Source organism: Psychrobacter cibarius, from assembly GCF_904845955.1.
GTDB classification, from domain to species: Bacteria; Pseudomonadota; Gammaproteobacteria; order Pseudomonadales; family Moraxellaceae; genus Psychrobacter; species Psychrobacter cibarius_B.
The window spans coordinates 168,288-183,868 of record NZ_CAJGYX010000004.1 but is presented as its reverse complement, the minus strand read 5'-3'; the positions used below and the strand labels follow the sequence as shown (position 1 = coordinate 183,868).

General features: G+C 43.9%; 16 protein-coding genes and 1 pseudogene. 10 read left to right on the top strand and 7 right to left on the bottom strand.

Translation table 11 applies throughout. The annotated features are described in order from the left end of the window. Window positions 1–2 precede the first annotated feature (2 nt). From rph to JMV76_RS09710, 3 genes and pseudogenes are all read left to right on the top strand, one after another. Window positions 3–718: pseudogene (rph, locus tag JMV76_RS09720) on the top strand (ribonuclease PH). A gap of 77 nt (window positions 719–795) precedes the next feature. Then, the gene (locus tag JMV76_RS09715; RefSeq protein ID WP_060491852.1) at window positions 796–1,287 is read left to right on the top strand and encodes a hypothetical protein; all 492 of its coding nucleotides are present in this window, start codon (window positions 796–798) and stop codon (window positions 1,285–1,287) included. Between the two features lie 365 nt (window positions 1,288–1,652). Beyond that, window positions 1,653–2,423, top strand: a complete 771-nt coding sequence (locus tag JMV76_RS09710) for a hypothetical protein (RefSeq protein WP_201502532.1) — start codon at window positions 1,653–1,655, stop codon at window positions 2,421–2,423. A 115-nt stretch (window positions 2,424–2,538) separates the two neighbouring features. Here the strand turns inward: JMV76_RS09710 and hemJ are convergent, their stop codons facing one another. From hemJ to serB, 6 genes are all read right to left on the bottom strand, one after another. Continuing rightward, entirely contained in the window at window positions 2,539–2,973 is a 435-nt protein-coding gene (gene hemJ, locus JMV76_RS09705; RefSeq protein ID WP_045453451.1) for a protoporphyrinogen oxidase HemJ, read from the bottom strand. An 89-nt stretch (window positions 2,974–3,062) separates the two neighbouring features. Beyond that, window positions 3,063–4,097 (bottom strand): biotin synthase BioB, encoded by a 1,035-nt coding sequence (bioB, locus tag JMV76_RS09700; RefSeq protein WP_201502613.1) that lies wholly within the window; start codon window positions 4,095–4,097, stop codon window positions 3,063–3,065. A 359-nt stretch (window positions 4,098–4,456) separates the two neighbouring features. Continuing rightward, entirely contained in the window at window positions 4,457–4,963 is a 507-nt protein-coding gene (locus JMV76_RS09695) for an SCP2 sterol-binding domain-containing protein (RefSeq protein WP_198330565.1), read from the bottom strand. A 402-nt stretch (window positions 4,964–5,365) separates the two neighbouring features. Continuing rightward, window positions 5,366–5,767, bottom strand: a complete 402-nt coding sequence (aciT, locus tag JMV76_RS09690) for an AciT family ciprofloxacin tolerance protein (protein ID WP_227690277.1) — start codon at window positions 5,765–5,767, stop codon at window positions 5,366–5,368. Window positions 5,768–6,006: 239 nt separating this feature from the next. Next, window positions 6,007–7,002: a DUF368 domain-containing protein gene (locus JMV76_RS09685; protein WP_201502531.1), complete on the bottom strand. Its 996-nt coding sequence runs from the start codon at window positions 7,000–7,002 to the stop codon at window positions 6,007–6,009. 169 nt (window positions 7,003–7,171) lie between these two features. Continuing rightward, the gene (gene serB / locus JMV76_RS09680) at window positions 7,172–8,362 is read right to left on the bottom strand and encodes a phosphoserine phosphatase SerB (protein ID WP_201502530.1); all 1,191 of its coding nucleotides are present in this window, start codon (window positions 8,360–8,362) and stop codon (window positions 7,172–7,174) included. 495 nt (window positions 8,363–8,857) lie between these two features. Here serB and JMV76_RS09675 point away from each other — a divergent pair, with 495 nt between their 5' ends. The 7 genes from JMV76_RS09675 to JMV76_RS14870 all read left to right on the top strand — a co-directional run bounded on the left by JMV76_RS09675 (window position 8,858) and on the right by JMV76_RS14870 (window position 14,277). Next, window positions 8,858–10,324 (top strand): hypothetical protein, encoded by a 1,467-nt coding sequence (locus tag JMV76_RS09675; RefSeq protein ID WP_201502529.1) that lies wholly within the window; start codon window positions 8,858–8,860, stop codon window positions 10,322–10,324. A 184-nt stretch (window positions 10,325–10,508) separates the two neighbouring features. Then, on the top strand, window positions 10,509–10,745 hold the full coding sequence (locus JMV76_RS09670) for a PA3496 family putative envelope integrity protein (protein ID WP_045443968.1): 237 nt from the start codon (window positions 10,509–10,511) through the stop codon (window positions 10,743–10,745). Between the two features lie 283 nt (window positions 10,746–11,028). Next, complete coding sequence (locus JMV76_RS09665) at window positions 11,029–11,586, top strand: YecA/YgfB family protein (RefSeq protein WP_055124803.1); 558 nt, start codon at window positions 11,029–11,031, stop codon at window positions 11,584–11,586. An 85-nt stretch (window positions 11,587–11,671) separates the two neighbouring features. Further along, entirely contained in the window at window positions 11,672–12,121 is a 450-nt protein-coding gene (locus JMV76_RS09660; RefSeq protein ID WP_193009057.1) for a YbjQ family protein, read from the top strand. Between the two features lie 60 nt (window positions 12,122–12,181). Then, entirely contained in the window at window positions 12,182–12,652 is a 471-nt protein-coding gene (locus tag JMV76_RS09655; RefSeq protein WP_193009056.1) for a YbjQ family protein, read from the top strand. 777 nt (window positions 12,653–13,429) lie between these two features. Then, window positions 13,430–13,897, top strand: coding sequence for a bile acid:sodium symporter family protein (locus tag JMV76_RS14875; protein ID WP_227690275.1), 468 nt, complete (start codon window positions 13,430–13,432; stop codon window positions 13,895–13,897). Next, window positions 13,879–14,277 carry a hypothetical protein gene (locus tag JMV76_RS14870; RefSeq protein ID WP_227690297.1) on the top strand — a complete coding sequence of 133 codons (399 nt, stop codon included), beginning with the start codon at window positions 13,879–13,881 and terminating at the stop codon, window positions 14,275–14,277. The genes JMV76_RS14875 and JMV76_RS14870 overlap by 19 nt, the downstream gene beginning before the upstream one ends. 99 nt (window positions 14,278–14,376) lie before the next feature. Here JMV76_RS14870 and JMV76_RS09645 read toward each other — a convergent pair whose 3' ends face one another. Next, window positions 14,377–15,480, bottom strand: a complete 1,104-nt coding sequence (locus JMV76_RS09645) for a formate/nitrite transporter family protein (RefSeq protein ID WP_201502528.1) — start codon at window positions 15,478–15,480, stop codon at window positions 14,377–14,379. Window positions 15,481–15,581: the final 101 nt, after the last annotated feature.

The window sequence follows — 15,581 nt, the reverse complement described above, 5'->3', positions numbered from 1 at the left end:
TTATGCGTATTGACAATCGTGAGCTTGACCAACTTCGCTCGATCAGCTTTGAGCGCCATTATACTAAGCATGCCGAAGGGTCAGTGTTAGTCAGCTTTGGTGATACCAAAGTACTATGTACTGCTAGCGTCGAGTCTGGCGTACCTCGCTGGTTGAAAGGTAAAGGCAAAGGCTGGATCACTGCTGAATATGGTATGTTGCCACGCGCGACCAATACCCGTAACCAACGTGAAGCGGCACGCGGTAACAATCAGGTCGTACCCAAGAAATCCAGCGTTTGATTGGTCGTAGCTTACGAGCGATGATTGACCTGAGTAAGCTGGGTGAAAATACGATTTATCTTGATTGTGATGTTTTGCAAGCTGATGGCGGTACTCGTACTGCTAGTGTGACGGGGGCTGCTATTGCGCTTATCGATGCATTAGAGAGTATCCAAAAAAGCAAAAAACTCAAGGCAGATCCACTGATTGGTTTGGTCGCTGCGGTCTCTGTTGGTATGAAAGACGGTAAAGCGTATCTAGATTTAAACTACGAAGAAGATGCCAGCTGTGATACCGATTTGAATGTGGTTATGACCCAAAAAGGCGAATTTATTGAGCTACAAGGAACAGCGGAAGAAAAGCCATTTACTCGTGCTCAAGCCGACGATATGCTGATTCTTGCCGAAAAAGGCATCGCTGAGCTGATTGCCATGCAAAAAACAGCCTTGGGTTGGTAGTCCTATTGATGATTACTTGCTCATCGTATTTTAATTAAACTTTTACTTTCTTATTACTCTGTAACAGGTAGTCATGCATGCTCAAGCTGACCGACGATGGTGCCAAAATCACGCTACAAGATCAGCCCAAAACGACTGATGATGGCATGTTTTGGTTTGGCTCAGCATTATTGGTTGGGGCAGTGGCGGTTGCTTTGGCAATGAGTCTGCTGCCTGAGCGCTTGGCTATAGGAGCATTGGCGCTACTGATTATTGGTAGCTTTATCTTTAATCGAAAACGCCAACAACAGAAAAAAGCCATGGCTGGCGTTATCAGCAGCGGCATCTTGTGGCTGCGTGCGGGTGAGCTGGTGCATGACAATCAAGGTAAGCGTCAGCATATTCAGTTGACCGACGGTGATAAAATTATGCTTATTGGTGAGCAGTTACAGATTGTTGATTGTGATGATATACGCAAATACCATATTAGCGGCTTTGATAGTATCCAAGAGGCAACCGCTGCCAAAGCTATTTTGCAGGGCCAAGCATTGGGCAAGCGCCATGTGAATATCAAAATGAGTAACGATTAGCTTATTTCTCAGCCGATTATCTACTGGATTGGGCTATAAAAAACCTAAGTGGCTTTCTCTGAGCAGTATTTTATTTCAGCAATCTTCTATCTCAGATAATATTTTATCTGCTCAGTACTCTATCTACGCAGTATTTAATCTAAACACTGCTTATTCTATTTCCTTTTTATTTAGCGCCAGCTCTCCATCGTTTTTCTACGTGCTCTTCTTATCTAACCATTAGTCTGCATTTTTATACCTTTTATCGGTCATTTGAGCCGAATAATGCTTGCAGCGTCATGTCTAAATGGTTTATAAGTAAGATTAGAACATCCTATTATTATGGTTTATGTTGTCATTTATATTTTATTGACAAGGAGTTGGTCATGCCGCGTTTGCCTGTGTCATTGTCTATGTCGTCGTCGGTCACCGCGTCGTGCAGTCTTTTATTGTTTACTGTTGGCTTAGTAGGTCAGGCCCATGCCGATAGTATGAGTGCGCTGATCGCCCAAAAATCTGTGCAATCTGATTTTAGTGCTCGCTATACACCATCGTACTCAGCCGTGCCCTCTGCGAAAGTCAGCAGGCGTTCTACCATTCAACGTGCAGGAACTTATCGCTCAAATACTGCCAGTACTCCACCAGTGATTCAGACATCCTATCGTTATCCTGAAGTAGCGCGTCAAGCACCAGCAGTGATGCCCGCTTTTTTATCGGGTAATTATGATAATGTCGATAGCGAGTATTTACCGTTACTGAGCAGTGCGGAGATGCAGAGTAGTTTGGCCGCACGTGAAGTGGTTAGCACCGCCCGCAAGATGGCGCTGAACGAGCGCGCGATCATTCAAGGTGGCTGCTGGGACTATCTCAATGCCGTGTTTAAACGCGCTGGGGTAACACGCGATACCATTCATAAAGGTACTTATGGTCAAGGTCCGTATGCCAATAGTGGCGAGATTGAAGTTGGGGACTGGCTCTATTATATCAATCATGGCTACAATGGAGTTGAGCATAGTGGACTGTTTGTTGGCTGGGTTGATGAGCGCGCAAAGCAAGCACTGATCCTCAGCTATGCGGGCGAAAACCGCCGCGAACCTGCGCGTTACCGTGTTTATGATTTGAGTAATGTCTATCAAATCATGCGCCCTAGTGTTTAAGGTGTCATATTTATGATGTCCTAAAAAAAGCGTCCGTTACTTATTAAAGTAACGGACGCTTTTAGTTTAGAGGTGTTCAGATCTAAAAATCAGTTACTAGCCTGTTTACTGGATTTTAGAAGGGCTTTACTACTACTAAGATGACGATAATGACCAAAGCAAACACTGGTACTTCGTTAAACCAGCGCCAAAATTTATGCGTCTTATAATGCGGATTATCCATTAGCTTTTTACGATAAAATCCACAAGCACCGTGATAGCCAGAGAGTAGCACCACTAATAATAGCTTGACGTGTAACCAGCCTTGGGTTTTATATACCTCCCAGCCTAGCCCCAACATCCATAGACCGAAGACCCATGTGGCTATCATCGATGGCGTCATAATACCGCGATATAGCTTGCGCTCCATAATAGCAAAGCGTTCGTGGCTGATGCTGTCGTCACTCATCGCATGATAGACAAATAAGCGTGGCAAATAAAATATCGCCGCAAACCAGCAGACCATCGATATAATATGTGCCGCTTTAATCCAATTGAAATAATCTGCCATCACATTCTCTCTTACGATTTAATATTTTATCATCAATAATGTCGGCAAGCTTAGCGCAGATGATCCAATAATGGTAGCGATAAAAAACGCTACTCTGCCATCATCACTTGCGATTGATGACCACTCATCGCATCCATCACAGGCAATACTTTGGGCGCTCTTGGCGCGGCAAATTGCTTTGTTAGACCAAGCTCACGCATGAGTCTGTCATCGCCTGATTGGCTTGCATTGCCAGTAGTCAGCAGTTTATCGCCATAAAAGAATGAGTTGGCACCTGCCATAAAGGCCAAGGCTTGCTCAGAGTCGGACAAGCTCTCACGACCAGCAGACAAACGCACATAGCTGGTCGGGCAGCAAATACGTGCTACGGCAATAGTACGAATCCACTCAATCACTGACAGTTGACCTTCTGCCAATACTTTGTCGCCAATCGGTGTGCCTTTAATGGGAACAAGCAAGTTGACCGGAATTGACTCTGGTGCTTTGGGCATTTTTAGCAGCTCATGTACCCAATCGATACGGTCGTCACGGCTTTCACCCATACCGACGATATTGCCACTACAGACATTGATGCCTGAGTTACGCACGTTGTCTATCGTATCTAAGCGCTCGTCATAGCTACGCGTGCTGACGACTTGCTCATAATAACGACGTGAGGTATCTAGATTATGATTGTAATAATCGAGTCCAGCATCCGCCAGTTGCGTCGCTTGATTGCTATCTAGCATACCAAGGGTCATACAGGTTTCAAGTCCCAAGGCCTTGACTTCTTTGATCAGCTCAACCACATAGGGCATGTCTTTGGCACTTGGATGTTTCCATGCTGCACCCATACAAAAGCGTGACGAGCCACTGGCTTTGGCACGTTTGGCCGCAGCAATGACTTTATCGACTTCTATGCGCTTCTCTGCTTGTAATTTAGTCGTGTCGCGGTGGTGACCTGATTGCGAGCAGTAGCCACAATCTTCGGGGCAGTTACCTGTTTTGATCGACAACAAAGTACTGATTTGTACTTCATTGGCAGTGAAGTGCGCCCGATGTATCGTTTGCGCTTGCAACAACAAATCCATTAAAGGCAAATCAAACAGTTCGGCGATTTCTTCGCGGCTATGCTTACGGGTCATTTGTTGGCTGGCGGTGGCATCCGTTGTTAAGTTGTTTAAAAAGTCATTGTTCAAGCCGCTGTGGCTGTTATTTTTATTATTGAACGTGTCAGTGGGGCTACTGGCATTAGGCTCTGAGATGTTAAGTAATCCTGCCATCATATAATTCCTTTTATAATAGTTTTTGAAACAATCATTTTGAAGAGAATAGTGGTTAAAAGAGTTGTGTGTAAAGCCATAAAATTTTAGGTAATAAAAAAGGCTGCGATATAGTATACCGCAACCTTTTTAGAAAATCAGAACACTGCGAAAGAGTAAAGTAACTGAGCGCTAAATAGTCGTGATCTGTTTTCTTTATTTACGTCGCTCTATTTACGTCATTATTTGCCAAGTTTGTGCTTAGCAACCCCAATCCAATGGTTGGCAAGTTTTTGTGCTTTATAAGCATAAGGCTTGGCTTTTTGGATATAAGGTTTACATTCTTCTGGAACAGCTGGCACGATATGCTTAGCAAGCTTATTGAACCACATCATTAGGCTGTAATCGCCTTCGATGCTGAGGTTACCTTCTTGTACAGCAGTCATAAAGGCAGGAAGATTGCCTTTGGTCAAAAGCTTAACACCTGTCATCGAATCCTTGAAATTGATGGTGAGGTCTGCTTTTTTAGCATGACCACTGTATTGGCTGAAGCTCCCATTATCAAAGACAAAATAACGGGCGATATCCGCTTCAGTGCTGGCAAGCTCAATCGTAACATTGCGATCAGCGAATAGTGCTTTCACATCTTCGTTATCACTATCAGCAAGCATGGACAAACGATAGCCAATCACAGCCAATAGCACATCTAACGGATCAGATTTAATATCTAATACAGGAACAGTAAACATAATCGAACTCCTAAAGAATGAGACGCAAAATAATGCGTACTTTATAACAATTTTTGTGACAAATATATAACTAGATTATAAACGATAGAGAGGTTGCTATTCTTTAGGAGTTACGTAGAGAGCGTTAAGTATCTTGTAACATCCAATGACGTCATCTTGATTAAAACCAGTTGTTAATATTTATAAAAATGACAGTAGAAAACAGAATAGCAACGAAAATGAATGCTCGCACTACCTATGCTAGATTGAGCGAATTTGACGGCAGGCTAATCGTAATTTTTGGACGAGATACAGTCGGATAAAGATAATGTAATACAGGTTATATACAAGGCAAGTGAAAGGACCGTAAGTAGAAAATGAGCCAACCTAACAGCGTCGCTCGTTGATATAAGCGCGACTCTATCAGTGGAAGCGCGGTTGATAGTCGTCATCATAAACAGGCGTGTGCTCGATATAGCGTGCCGCTTGCAATTGACGCTGCTGCTGAACGGATTGACTGACATCCTCGTAACGTAGTGCCCGATACAGCACCCAGCCCGCTAAAGGCAACCAACTGATACCCATGGCGATGATATAGCTGTGCCATTCTGACAGCTCTGATAGCATAGGACGAGCCGCCACAATGCTTTGAATCGCCTCAACCGCTAGCCAATATGCCATACCACCAAATAGATACCAGAGCAGCCAGCGCTGTGAGGATAAGGCAAGCGCCAAAATCAAGCCTGCCAGCAAGCTATAACCAAGCAGTGCCGCCGTGCTCCACGTTTCTATACCAATAACCGAAAATATAGTCAGTAACATCATTCATCTCGCTATTCATAAGGTGAACTCCAATAGGGTCATTATGAAAGTTTCGGGAACAAAGCTAAAGAGGGGACAGGCGACTTTGCGACAACCGTTGACGTTTGGTTTTTTAGCACATTTTGATGGTTTTGTATGGCAAGGTTTAAGCATAAGCGCCGCAAGGATGGGCGCTTATTATTAAGAGTGTATAGGAGGGTTTTTAGGTTTTAAAAAGAGAATGATGCAGATTTAAGGTAGGGTTAAGCGCGATTGCTACGAGTGCCCCACCAAGACAATAGTGAGACTAAAATCGCGCCTAACAGCATCAGTCCTACAGTGGTTAGCCAATGTGGACCAGTAGGATATTGCCATGGCATCACGTTGTTTATCGCGTTACTGTTAAGCGCGCCTAACGCATCTACTTTCCATGGCCATACTTTCACAAGCGAGCCTGCGATAAAACCTGTGAGCAAGGCCAAAGTTGCCTGATAGTAGCGAGACAATAGCCATTTAAGTGCGCGAGTAAATAATAATAATCCCGTCGCCATACCCGCAATGACTGTGAAGATTATCGTAAAGTTAAGGCTATGTACGGCTTCTAATACTGCGTCATAAGCACCTAATAGTAATAAGATAAAAGATCCAGATATACCGGGCAGTATCATGGCACAAATAGCGACTGCGCCAGCAAAAAACAAATAAGGCAAGCTTGGTGTGGTCGTAAGTAATGGTAAGCTGCTAATGACTACAGCGGCAACAAGACCAGTCACGAATAGTGCTGCTCGCCCTATATTCCAACGCTGAATCTCACTCAATAATATAAATACCGTTGCGACAACCAGTCCAAAAAAGAACGACCAAATAAATAACGGCTGATTATCTAATAGATGCTTGATAATACCGGCTAAAGTAGCAAAACTGGTGGCGATTCCCAATAACAAAAATAACAAAAAAGTGGCATCAACTTGTCGCCACACTGCAACCAAACCTTTGATTCCGCCTTCCTGTCGAAATATCTGCCAGAGATTGGGGCCGATGCTACTCAGGGCGTTAATTAAGCGCTCATAAATACCGGCAATCAGCGCAATGGTGCCGCCAGAGACACCCGGTACGATATCCGCTGCCCCCATCGCCATTCCTCTGATATAAACCCCAAATAGTTGCTTTGGACTATCGGAGGATGCAGCAATGCTGCTCTTATCCAGTGGTTGTGGCGCTGACGGCTCATTTTGCCGCGGTGATGGTGATGCCGTCATGGACAATCCTTTTTTTATTGAAAAACACAGTGAAAGTTAATGCGATGCCGCTAAGTATGCTAGGACAGTGATGCGAAAATTGAATGTAGCAATGTAATAAGACATAAAAGCCAGATTAATGTTAAAAACACTAACCTAGCTCCATGGTATGGTGTTGCGAGTGTAGTCGTTACTCAGCAGGCGCAAGTGCTGGATAACCAAGGGCATAAAATATGCCTTCAAGCCCTGTGACATTGATGGCGGCATCAGCACGTGCTTGGACAATGGGCTTAGCATGATAGGCGACGCCTAGGTCTGCAATGGCCATCATCGGTAAATCATTGGCACCGTCACCGATACAGACTACTTGTGACATCTCGATGCCTAAACGTTCAGCAGTATGCTCAACGATAGCTGCTTTTTTGGCACCATTGACGATGGGCAGCTGTACGTGACCAGTGACTTCCCCTTCGTCGATATCTAGGGCGTTGGCGTGAACTTCGTCAATGCCTAATTGCTCAGCGATATAGCGCGCAAAGTAGGTAAAACCACCTGATACCAGTACGGTATGGTAGCCCAAGGCTTTTAGTGCACTGATGGTAGTGCGAGCGCCCATTGATAGTGTTAGGCGGCTGCAGATATCATCCAGCACATCGGTCGAGATGCCTTTTAGTAACGCCACACGCTGGGCAAAAGATTCATCAAAATCCATCTCACCGCGCATTGCCGCTTCCGTAATTGCTTCGACTTCTTCGCCGATGCCCGCTGTTTTTGCCAACTCAACGATGACTTCTTGCTCGATTAAGGTGGAATCCATATCAAAGCAGGCAAGCTTGTGGGTACGTAGCATATGACCGACTGATAAAATATGGCAATCGACAATATCCAAGCGTTCAGCACTGCTCGCTTGATGACTATCGTTATAAGCTTCGGTCAAGTCATGACGCAAGCGCGTGGTCAGCTGATCATCAATGATGTGAGCTGCTGCGGTCTTTTTGCCAGGATGCATGAGCGTATCAGTGACTGGTACCAACAAATATCGGAATACTTGTGCTTGGGTAAAAGGCAAGCGCTGTGCGTTTGCTGCTGTTGGCTCTGTATCAGAAACGGTAATATTGACAAAACTGGCATCAGTATCTTCAGCGACGGTGACCAAATGCCAGCTTGGCTGTTCATCGACCCATGATTGCACATACTGGTGGATATCAAGCGTCGATATTTTGGTCGGTAGCACAACAATAAGAGCAAAAACTGGCAGGGACTGTAGCGCATCAAAATCTTGTAAGTTCGTGTTATCTGGTAACAGTGACGCAATAGAGTCAACGGCTTGTTGCCATGCTTTGCTGTCTTTTGGTAACGAGTAAGATGTATTGTGTGGCATGGCTCAATGGTCCCTTGTATGCTCATATAAGATTGGGAATAATAGCAGCTTTACTCGGCAGCGCCTATAGATGACGCGCAAAGTATCACCGTCGATTAAAGATGGCAGCAATCGTTGAAAAATCATTTGAAATTGAATGTGATTATTATGATAAATTTATAAATCTACTAACGCTATAAGACTTATTATGGTGATATAGTAGATAAGATAAGCGGTCTGTATTCATGATGATATTCACAATAATGCTCTCAGTCGCCGCTTACCAAATGTGCCGTAGATTATCCTGAGTATTAGTATTTGAGACAGCAGTTTTTAAGTAACCAAATCTTGTTGTAAATGCTATTTTAGGCAACAACAGAGGTGTCGGGTTATGGTACTTAAATTCAATACATACTTGTTAAGATACGCACTATTATAGTTTTTTTAAATTCGCCAAAAAATGAGGGATAGCCTTGTTTTTTTTAATTTCTCTTATCCAAAAAAGTTTACCATATCATGACGTATTTAGCGCCGCGGCAAGGGTTGTTTGCCATTATTCTTCTGGTTAGTTTTTGTTTGCAGACGTTGTTATTGGTCATCAGCACCGATCAACAGCTGAGCAAAAGTCGTGCGTTAAAAGGCGAGCAGATGGTCGCCCAGCTGATTGATGAAGCAAGGTTGTCTTTAGAAAATAAAGACCGTGTCAGCTTAAGTGTAATTGCCAATCGCTATACCAGCGAGCAAGACGTGACGCGCATATTGATTAAAGACAATAACGACGACATTTTGGTGCCTGTTGGCAATGCGCCCATGCAGCAAGGTGATACCATTCGGCAGATTGCCACCAATGGCGATTCGGTGATTGGCAGTGTGTCGTTGACGTTAAAAGATATTAGCAAAGGCGAGATTATCGCTATGCAATGGCCGTTCGTCATCGGTACGATGCTGCTGCATTTGTTGCTTTGGCTGGTTTATGGTTATCTTGCTCGCCCAACCAAAGAGCAAATTAACGCGCTTAGCCGCGATATTCAAGATTTGCATCGTGAGCAGTATATGCAAATCGATCAGCGCAGTTATGATCGGGAGTTTGAACGCCGTGCCACAGATACGGATAGAGAAACTTCGGAGCATTCTGTAGAGAGTGCGACGGACGGTCAGCCAGCCAATGCACACAAATTGGATGTACATAGTGAAGTAAACCAGTATTTAAGAACGCAACAAAATCAAGCGGCGACTGATACCACTGGTTCTGATAGTCAGCCTATCGATAGTACGACTGAAGAGCGAGCGGAGCATGATGCAGCAAATGGTGCTGCCCAAGATGAGATAAGCCGCGCTTCTAAATCTGGTAGCGCCTCTCGGTTGTCTGCCACCCGCTCATTTGACAGTGTGAGAGTGCAGATTGTATTCCATGACGAGTTCAATATGCTTGAGCGTCTGGCACCGGCTCAGCGTTTACCTTATTTGGCATTATGTACGCAGCTATTAAACCAAGCGGTGACCGAGTTACTTAAGCAGCCATTGTTGTTGGGTGTCAGCGCGATGAACGAGCCACGTTTCGATGACACGGGTGCTAGCGTGTTGTTAAAGGCGGACAATAGCCATGCCAAAGTGGCGTTAGCAGGTGTAATGCTTGGCAAGCTGTATTTGATGCTCAACAAAATCATCCATGACAAGCACATTGAGCTAAGTCGCTTTGCACTACCTGCTAAAGCAGGTGTCAGCGATGATGCACAGGCGCAAGCAATGACGCAATTATTACACAGCGTCGGCAAAAAAGAGCAGATGCTGATTTTGTTGCCCAATGCAGGTCTTAAGCAAATCAGCCACCATGTGCAGGTGCAGAGTATCATGCGCCCAACCACGGTTTATGAGCGTGAATGCGCGGTGTTCGATGGTGGCAACGATTCGATGATTCAACGCTTAGCAGATGTGCGCAATGCGGTATTGATGATTGAAAGCGCAGATGAGTCGGCTATTTAATGCTGCTTATATTCGCTTATTACTATACAATTGTCTGAGATATTGTCTCTGTCGTTATGTTTATATAGCCTAAAAATAGGGCAGTAATAATAAAAAGCATTGACAACGTGAAGTAGGGACTTTATAAGGCATATATATATTAATGTATTCTTAATACCCTTGCTAAAAATGATAGGAGTTTGTCATGAGTGACGCTGATATTGACGACGATTTTGATGATGATTTTGTCGACGATGATGATGCAAAGATGGTGGAAGAGGCCGAGACGAGCGTGCGTACGCGCTTAAGTAGTCTTGAGAAGCGTCGACTGATCGATAATCTGCTAGAAGAAAAGCGTTTGGCCAAAGAGCTAAAGGATGATCTAGACGATATAGACAATTTCGATGAAGATGGCGATGATTGGGATGATGACGATCTTTAGTTTTTAAACTTAAGTCATAGCCTAATGTGAAAGTGCTCAGTCATTTAAGCCGACTAAAGCCTTTTAATAACGGCATATTAGCTGACAGTGTAATGCTAATGATATCGCAATCGTTACTTTTTGACGGTTGCTAGCAACCCGCTCTATGCAATGATTCTTATTTTATAAAGATGGTTTGGGTGCTTTACCGAAACCATTTTTACCTTCAAATTATCCACTATTCTGCACTTAACCGATCGTTTATGGCGACTGCCGCACTCTATCTTTCAAGGACAATTACATCATGAGTAACCAACTAAGCTTCGATGAATTATTAGACTATTTGGACAATCAAGAGAGCCCGTTTGTGCTTGATAGTGTCGCCGCGCATGGTTTTTTGACAGCGACAGTCATTGGGCGTCCATTACCGAATTGGCTGGATGCACTGTTTGAAGGTCATGTTAGTGAAATTCCAGAAAACGTCATCGACGGTATTCAGCGCTGGCGCGATTCTATTATCGCTGAGCTAAAAAATGAGACGCCTATTGAGCTACCGTTTGGTGAAGATGCGGGTGATGAAGAAGTGGCTGTCGATTTTTCAGATGAATCAGATATCGTTGCTTGGTCCATTGGCTTTGTTGATGCGATGTATGGCGATGAAGCCAGCGATTGGTTTGAAGATGAAGAAACGGCTGAAGATGTGGCTGTCTTGACCTTACCAATGATTTTGCTAAGCGGTATCGATGATGAAGATCCAGAGCTTGCAGAGATGCGTAAAGATGAAGACAAGCTGGCACAAATGGCCAATAGCATCGAAGGCAATTTGACTGAATTATTTTTATTGTTCCATACCAACGATTAGCCTTTTTTATCAATATACGGACAGCGTGGTTTGGTCTATATCCAAGTTGACGCTGTCTATATAACGTCACCGATAAGGTCGTATTATGACTGTGCAACTCTCCAATCTTGAGCATTTGCCCAACTATCAGATCACCGAGCGTTTAGATGTGGTGTACGGCAGTACAGTACGCTCAAAACACGTCGGCAAAGACTTGTTTGCTGGGCTAAAAAATATCGTTGGTGGTGAGCTGACGGCCTACACCGAGCTGTTAGAAGAGTCACGCCAAGAAGCGATCGATCGTATGGTCATCAAGGCAGAAGCCTTGGGTGCTGATGCCGTGGTAGGTCTGCGGTTTTCGACCTCTAGCATTGCCCAAGGCGCTTCTGAGCTGTTTGTCTATGGTACCGCGGTTAAAGCCATACCGATGCCGCAGCAAGTCTATCAAACCCCACCAAGCGACTCTCATCATCATCAGTCTGGTCAACAGCCAAATCTACAAAATTCTGCACCGACAGCGACCGATGACTTGCCACGTTTCAACCCTTTTGGTTAGCTAACCAAATCTTAAAGCATCGATATTTTTTTCTGATAAGTTTATGACAAGAGACGTGCCATGAATAATTCCCTTACCCAAATGCTTATCAATTACGCACCGTTTATTTTACTATTCGCTGCTGGTTGGTTTTTTGGGTCGCGTCATGAGCGCCAACATCTCGCGCAGTTAAGCGTTGCAGAGCAAGAATTAAGCCATATTATGGTCTCAAGTGAGCGCTTTTATGTGCCGAAACTTGTTGCCAATACTGAAGGTGAGCTGGTACTTGGTAGCGTGGTTATTGCCCAAGATTATTTCAAAATGATTATCGCTAGGCTGTTGAGCATTTTTGGCAAAAACTTGACCACTTACGAGACCTTACTCGACCGTGCCCGCCGCGAGGCTCTTGTACGTATGCGTACCGAAGCACAAGCCAAAGGCTATAACCATATCTACGGCTTACGTCTAGAAGTTAGCAATATCAATCAATTGGGCAGCATGGTCGAAGCTATTGCCTATGGTACGGCAGTTATCAGTACTGACCGTCACTAAAGTCCTGCCAATTTAAGATATATTCTTAATCTTATGTTCTTTCTTATCCCCAAAATAAGCACTTATCTTAGTTATCCTTGCGTTGCTATCAATGTCTAACAAGAAATTATAGAGAGTCGACTATATTATGCTTGAACTTTTCTTCTGGGGCTTCCTGCTACTTTTACAGATTGTTTTTGGGCTACTGATGTTTTATGGTGTGTTTAAAGTGATGCTCTGGTCTAGTCGTACAAAGCTTTCAAAGCGTACTTCCAGCTCATCTTCTGGAGATGACATCAACAACAGTAATCATAGCGGATATAGCAGCAATGACTCTTGTGGTGACAGTGGTGGTGATGGTGGCGGGTGTGATTGATTCCTTTCTTAGCGACAAATCTGCTCGTTCTCAGCCTAAAAATATAAATAACGGTATACCTTAAAGTTTTTCTATACTTTTATATGGCGGATATCCTACGTTTGGATACTGACTGGTGAGTAGTTGAATAAAATAGATAAGGCAGACTTTACCCCTATATACTTGCTTTTACCATGTCTTATTTTTTGCTGTTTTTTAATTGATTATCGGTGTTTAACGGCTATTGATTATGAGGACACGCCTCAGCAAGGATTGCTAATCAGGCGTCATTTAATCAGCATAATCGGTCTAAAAATTCATCTATAAAATGAATCTATAAACAGCTCTTATCTACAAGGATGTAGTTATGGAAGGTCTTGCCATAGTCACGTTAGTCAATTCAGTTATCATTCCTATTTGTCTGTTTTTAATCATGATGGGGCATGGGTCTGACCCTCGTCACCAACGATTTTAAACGGGTTTTAAAATATCCAAAGGCAGTCGGCATAGGCTTGACCAATCAGTTGATACTGTTACCTATCATTGGCTTTGCCTTAGCCAATATCATGCCATTACGCCCAGAGTATGCCGTCGGGGTTATGCTCCTCGTATTGTGTCCGGGTGGCACTACCTCAAACTTATTTACCTATTTGGCTAAAGGCGATGTGGCGCTGTCGGTGACGATGACTGCGATTGCGAGCGTGATTACCGTCTTTACCATTCCCATTGTGCTGAGCTTTTCATTGATTTATTTTATGGGCAGCGGTAGTGAGTTTGAGTTACCAGTAGTAAAAACGATGCTGACTTTGGTGGTGCTGACGATAGTGCCTATTAGTGTCGGTATGCTGATAAACGCTATGCACCAACCGTTGCCGATCGCTCACAAGTCTATGTGTCTCGATTTGGGGTGATATTTTTAACGTTTTTAGTGCTGTTTTTGGGCTATGTGCAACGCGATATCATTGTCGACGCCTTTATCGCTACGGGTCCCGTATCGGTATTATTAAACCTTTCAACCATGGCGCTCGGTTATTATAGTAGTAAATGGTTCGGTCTCAACTGGGCGCAAAGAACCTCGGTGACGCTAGAAGTCGGTTTGCAGAATAGCACCTTGTCGATATTTATGGCATTGACACTATTGTCTAACTACGACATGTCGATGATGCCAGCCATTTATACCTTGGTGATGTTCTTAAGCGCGGGGATTTTGGTGCGTATATTTAGCGCTCAACACGATAAGCTGAGAAAATCTGAAATAGAAAATAGCGTGTTGGCAGCGCGTATGCTGTAGATGCTGAAAACCCATAACAGGTTTAAATATTGAACCTTGTTATGGGTAATAGGTGAATTATCTATTTATAGCATTTAGCATTAACCAATATCAATCAAGTCAAGGTCGGCGGGTATTTATACTGCTTCTAGCTTCCGCTTGTTCACTAGCCGTTTGTTCTTTTACTTTTTCGATTTGAAATAAGAAGGTACGGTTTTTGAGTACCGCCACAAACACCACGCCGCCGACGGTATTGCCCAGCAATATCACTACTAAAAACAGTAAATAACGCCCCAAGCTGACGGTATTGCCATATAGCAAGGCAGAGAAAATCTCAATGTTGCCCACGATACTGTGGTGCAATCCTAAAAAACCAATACTGCCAGTAATAAGCGTTACCAAAACGATGCGGCTAAGGGTGTCGCGTGCTGAGGTCACAAGCCAAGCGGTGACTCCCATCATCCAGCCTGCCAAGATGGCACTACCAAATATGACCCACCACCTAAACCCTAAAATGTGTTCGGCATAAGTGTCGATGTCGCTCACGCTAAACAGCTGCATATTTAAACCCAAACCTATCATCAATGCGGCAAACAAACAGCCGCCAACGATGTTGCCAGCGATGACAATACCCCAAAGGCGTAGTAATTTATGCAGCGGTTCAATCTTATTAAGCACAGGTAGGCTTAATAATGAGGTTTGTTCGGTGAATAATAGCGACTGACCAATGACAACGATGATAAAGCCAATTGGGTAAAGTAGGGAGGCGAGCACGATTGCGTATTGGCTTGGTAGTACGCCACTCAACAGCGCAAAAGCCGATAAAATCATAAAGAAGCTAATGCCAATCTCAAGCCCAGCGGTAAAGGCACTGGTAAATAGCGAGCCAAGTGAGCGCTCAAAGGTTTCTTTGGCATCCATCACTTGCTCAACCAAGATACTGGCATAGCTTTTTGCTTGACTCAAGTTATCATCATTGGCGACTTTTTTGATGGTTTCTTTATCTGCTTCGCTCATATCTTCAGAGAAATCTTCGTCTTCTAAACTTTCTGTCGCCTCGGTATCATCTGGCATCGCAGTCTTGCTAACGTCTTTACCTTCAGCAACAGATGGTTGATAAGCGCTATCATCAATCAAGCGCTTATCGTCTATTTCATTAGCGTCAGATTCATCAGCTTGAGAGTGGCTGCTATTGTTGTAGGTGTGCTCGGTATCTTTGGACACGGTCGGCTCGCTGTTTATAAGATCATGATTTTAGGATAAAGACGCCATTTATATGCTAGTGATGTTATAGAATATACCTCATAGCATGACCCATATTTTAT

Bases quoted from the DNA above. Each gene is read 5' to 3' on its own strand.
- JMV76_RS09715 (WP_060491852.1), top strand. From the start codon at position 796: ATGCTCAAGCTGACCGACGATGGTGCCAAAATCACGCTACAAGATCAG.
- JMV76_RS09710 (WP_201502532.1), top strand. From the start codon at position 1,653: ATGCCGCGTTTGCCTGTGTCATTGTCTATGTCGTCGTCGGTCACCGCG.
- hemJ (WP_045453451.1), bottom strand. From the start codon at position 2,973: ATGGCAGATTATTTCAATTGGATTAAAGCGGCACATATTATATCGATG.
- bioB (WP_201502613.1), bottom strand. From the start codon at position 4,097: ATGACCCGTAAGCATAGCCGCGAAGAAATCGCCGAACTGTTTGATTTG.
- JMV76_RS09695 (WP_198330565.1), bottom strand. From the start codon at position 4,963: ATGTTTACTGTTCCTGTATTAGATATTAAATCTGATCCGTTAGATGTG.
- aciT (WP_227690277.1), bottom strand. From the start codon at position 5,767: ATGATGTTACTGACTATATTTTCGGTTATTGGTATAGAAACGTGGAGC.
- JMV76_RS09685 (WP_201502531.1), bottom strand. From the start codon at position 7,002: ATGACGGCATCACCATCACCGCGGCAAAATGAGCCGTCAGCGCCACAA.
- serB (WP_201502530.1), bottom strand. From the start codon at position 8,362: ATGCCACACAATACATCTTACTCGTTACCAAAAGACAGCAAAGCATGG.
- JMV76_RS09675 (WP_201502529.1), top strand. From the start codon at position 8,858: ATGACGTATTTAGCGCCGCGGCAAGGGTTGTTTGCCATTATTCTTCTG.
- JMV76_RS09670 (WP_045443968.1), top strand. From the start codon at position 10,509: ATGAGTGACGCTGATATTGACGACGATTTTGATGATGATTTTGTCGAC.
- JMV76_RS09665 (WP_055124803.1), top strand. From the start codon at position 11,029: ATGAGTAACCAACTAAGCTTCGATGAATTATTAGACTATTTGGACAAT.
- JMV76_RS09660 (WP_193009057.1), top strand. From the start codon at position 11,672: ATGACTGTGCAACTCTCCAATCTTGAGCATTTGCCCAACTATCAGATC.
- JMV76_RS09655 (WP_193009056.1), top strand. From the start codon at position 12,182: ATGAATAATTCCCTTACCCAAATGCTTATCAATTACGCACCGTTTATT.
- JMV76_RS14875 (WP_227690275.1), top strand. From the start codon at position 13,430: ATGGGTCTGACCCTCGTCACCAACGATTTTAAACGGGTTTTAAAATAT.